This window comes from uncultured Fretibacterium sp. (assembly GCF_963544685.1).
Taxonomy (GTDB): Bacteria; Synergistota; Synergistia; order Synergistales; family Aminobacteriaceae; genus CAJPSE01.
The window spans coordinates 1-3,176 of sequence record NZ_CAUUGJ010000178.1; the positions used below are offsets into that span (position 1 = coordinate 1).

The 3,176-nt window shown below is 61.6% G+C and carries 3 protein-coding genes; all 3 read left to right on the forward strand.

Annotated features, from left to right (window positions below; all coding sequences use genetic code 11):
• The first annotated feature begins 146 nt into the window (after positions 1-146).
• On the forward strand, positions 147-2,063 hold the full coding sequence (gene gyrB / locus ABLA28_RS11125; protein ID WP_347713722.1) for a DNA topoisomerase (ATP-hydrolyzing) subunit B: 1,917 nt from the start codon (positions 147-149) through the stop codon (positions 2,061-2,063).
• A 146-nt stretch (positions 2,064-2,209) separates the two neighbouring features.
• Entirely contained in the window at positions 2,210-2,524 is a 315-nt protein-coding gene (locus ABLA28_RS11130; protein ID WP_347713723.1) for an amidohydrolase family protein, read from the forward strand.
• Between the two features lie 129 nt (positions 2,525-2,653).
• Positions 2,654-3,176: ATP-binding cassette domain-containing protein (locus tag ABLA28_RS11135; RefSeq protein WP_347713724.1), on the forward strand; the 523-nt coding region annotated here is incomplete at its 3' end.

Sequence of the window (3,176 nt, forward strand, 5' to 3'; positions counted from 1 at the left end):
CATATCAGCCGCGCGGGGCGGAAGGCAGAGTAAAAATACCGCGAAGGCCCCTTTCGCCCGGGGCGCACCGCGGGCTGGGAGCTTTTCAGACGATCAGGAATACGGCGATCGAGAATGCAGATTGTCACGGAGGAAAACGCAGCGAGATGACTCAGGACACACGGAACGCGGAGGGCGGCTACGACGCCGGAAGCATACAGGTACTGGAAGGACTCGAGGCCGTTCGCAAGCGCCCCGGCATGTACATCGGGGACACCGGGAGCCGGGGCCTCCACCACCTCATCTACGAGGTCGTCGACAACGCCGTCGACGAGGCGATCGGCGGCTACTGCGACCGCATCGAGGTCACCATCCACGCGGACGAGAGCATCAGCGTCCGGGACAACGGGCGCGGCATCCCCACGGACCCGCACCCCTACAACGGGCGTCCGACCTGCGAGGTCGTCCTCACCATCCTGCACGCGGGGGGAAAGTTCGGGAACGGCGCCTACAAGGTCTCGGGCGGGCTTCACGGCGTGGGCGTCTCAGTGGTCAACGCGCTCTCGACCTGGCTGGAGGTCACGATCGCGCGCGACGGCGTGCAGCGCACCCAGCGGTTCGAACGGGGCATTCCCGTCACCGACCTCTCGCCGGAGACCCCCGCGGATTGGCGCGGCACCCTGATCCACTACCTCCCCGACGACACGATCTTCGAGGAGGTCCACCACTCCCTGGACGTTCTGAAGAGCCGCCTTCGGGAGCTGGCGTTCCTCAACCCGGGGCTCGCCATCTCCGTGGAGGACGAGCGCACGGGGGAAAAGAAGGAGTACCACTTCGACGGGGGCATACAGGCCTTCGTCGAGTATCTGGACCGCGGCAAGACGGCCCTCTTCACCCCTCCCGTCATCCTCTCCGGGGAGCGGGACGGCATCGCGATCGACGTCGGGTTCCAGTACAACGACAGCTACCTCGAACGCATCTTCTCCTTCGCCAACCTCATCCACACGATCGAGGGGGGGACGCACGTGTCGGGGCTCCGGACCGCCATGACCCGGGCCGTCAACGAAGCCGCGCGGAACAACAAGATCCTGCGCGACAAGGACGAGAACCTCTCCGGCGACGACCTGAAGGAGGGCCTGACCTGCGTGCTGTCCGTCAAGCTGGGCAACCCCCAGTTCGAGGGGCAGACCAAGACCAAGCTGGGGAACAGCGAGGTCCGGGGCGCCGTGGACTCCTTCGTCTACGAGGGACTGCTCTCCTGGTTCGAGGACGCCCCCGACCTTCTCCGTCCCATCGTGGACAAGGCGGTCCGCGCCCGGCAGGCCCGCGAGGCCGCCAAGAAGGCGCGCGAGCTCGTCCGCAAGGGGTCCATGACGGGCCTGAACCTCCCCGGGAAGCTCGCGGACTGCTCCTCCAGGACCCCGGAGAACACGGAGCTCTACATCGTCGAGGGCGACAGCGCCGGCGGCAGCGCCAAGCAGGGCCGGGACCGCTCGTTCCAGGCCATCCTTCCCCTGAGGGGCAAGATCCTGAACGTGGAAAAGGCGCGGCTCGACAAGATGCTCTCCAACAACGAGATCCGCACGATCATCCAGGCCCTGGGCTGCGGCATCGGCAACGAGTTCGACGAGAAAAAGCTGCGCTACCACAAGATCATCATCATGACGGATGCGGACGTCGACGGCGCGCACATCAGCACGCTGCTCCTCACCTTCTTCTACCGCCACATGCCCGAGCTGATCAATCAGGGCTACCTCTATCTGGCCCAGCCCCCCCTCTACAGGGTGCAGAAGGGCAAGCAGGTCCAGTACTGCTACACCGAGAAGGAACTGCGCCAGCACGTGGACGGGGCCCCCGACCCGACCAAGGTCGGGGTGCAGCGCTACAAGGGACTCGGAGAGATGAACCCGTCCCAGCTCTGGGAGACGACGATGGACCCCACCAATCGTGTGCTCCGGCAGATCGAGCTCAACGACGATCTGCTCGCCGACGAGTACTTCGACATCCTGATGGGCGACAAGGTCGAGCCGAGGCGGGACTTCATCACGTCCTATGCGCATGAGGTGAAGAACTTGGATATTTAAGCAGGCGGCCAGCTCCTTGAGATCGCCAGCTCTTGAGTGCTGTGCCGTTCGGCGAAGCAGGCAGGCGTAAGCTTCGTCGGCGAAGCAGGCAAAAAGCCCGCCTTTTCTTGCTTTTGTGTTAACATGGCCTAAGCAAGGGCTCTGCGGTGCAGCCCTTGGCTCTGCCAGCAGCTCAGGTATTTGAAATGGCAATGAGCGAAGGAGAAAAAGCTTGCGGTTTCTCCATGACAGGCCGTCTTGAGGAAGGCGGGGCCGCCGCTATCGTCCTGATTGGCTGTGACAAGCCACATCTGTATCCGTTGAACAACGCCTACTCAGCCATTGTCTACGCAACTCAGACATCGGATGTGCATACGGTCATGTGCAACGGCAGGTTGCTGTATCATAAGGGACAGCATTTGACCATGGATTACGAAAAAATCAGAGGTGAGATGGGGAAAGTGCTGGACAAGATCTACTGAATCTGTCAGAGGAACCTTCGAAATGGCGTTTCGGTTTCCTCTGGGGGATGCGAGAAGGGGGCGGACGATGCCTCCGCGGTCGAAGGGGCTTTCCGGGAAAACGAAAGTTGCGGTGAGGATCTGGTGCCAATGCCGATAATAGAAGCGAGCGAGTTGACGAAACATTACAGCCTGAAAAGCGGGGCCGTCGTCCGGGCGTTGAGCGGCATCAGTTTTGCCGTTGAAGAGGGCGATGCCGTTGGGCTTATCGGGATGAACGGCGCCGGAAAATCGACGATGATCAAGCTGATGACGGGGATCATCCATCCTACCTCGGGAACCGTTTCGGTCATGGGCTACGTCCCTGCCCGCGATCGCAGAAGCCTGTGCAGACGCTACGGCGTCATGTTCGGGCAGCGGAGTCAGATGATGTGGGACCTTCCTGCCAGGGACTCCTTTTTTGTCAACGGCAGCATCTACGGCCTGTCCTCCAAGGACGTGCTGCATAAGTTGGAGGAGTTCGGCCATATTTTGGACCTGGATTTTCTGGATGTTCCCGTCAGGCAGCTCAGCCTCGGCCAAAAGATGATCTGCGACTTTTTATTGATCCTGCTGCATGAGCCCAGACTGCTGTTTCTGGACGAGGCGACGATAGGACTGGACGTCTACAACA

Coding starts and splice junctions, on each gene's coding strand:
- gyrB (WP_347713722.1), top strand. CDS start 147: ATGACTCAGGACACACGGAACGCGGAGGGCGGCTACGACGCCGGAAGC.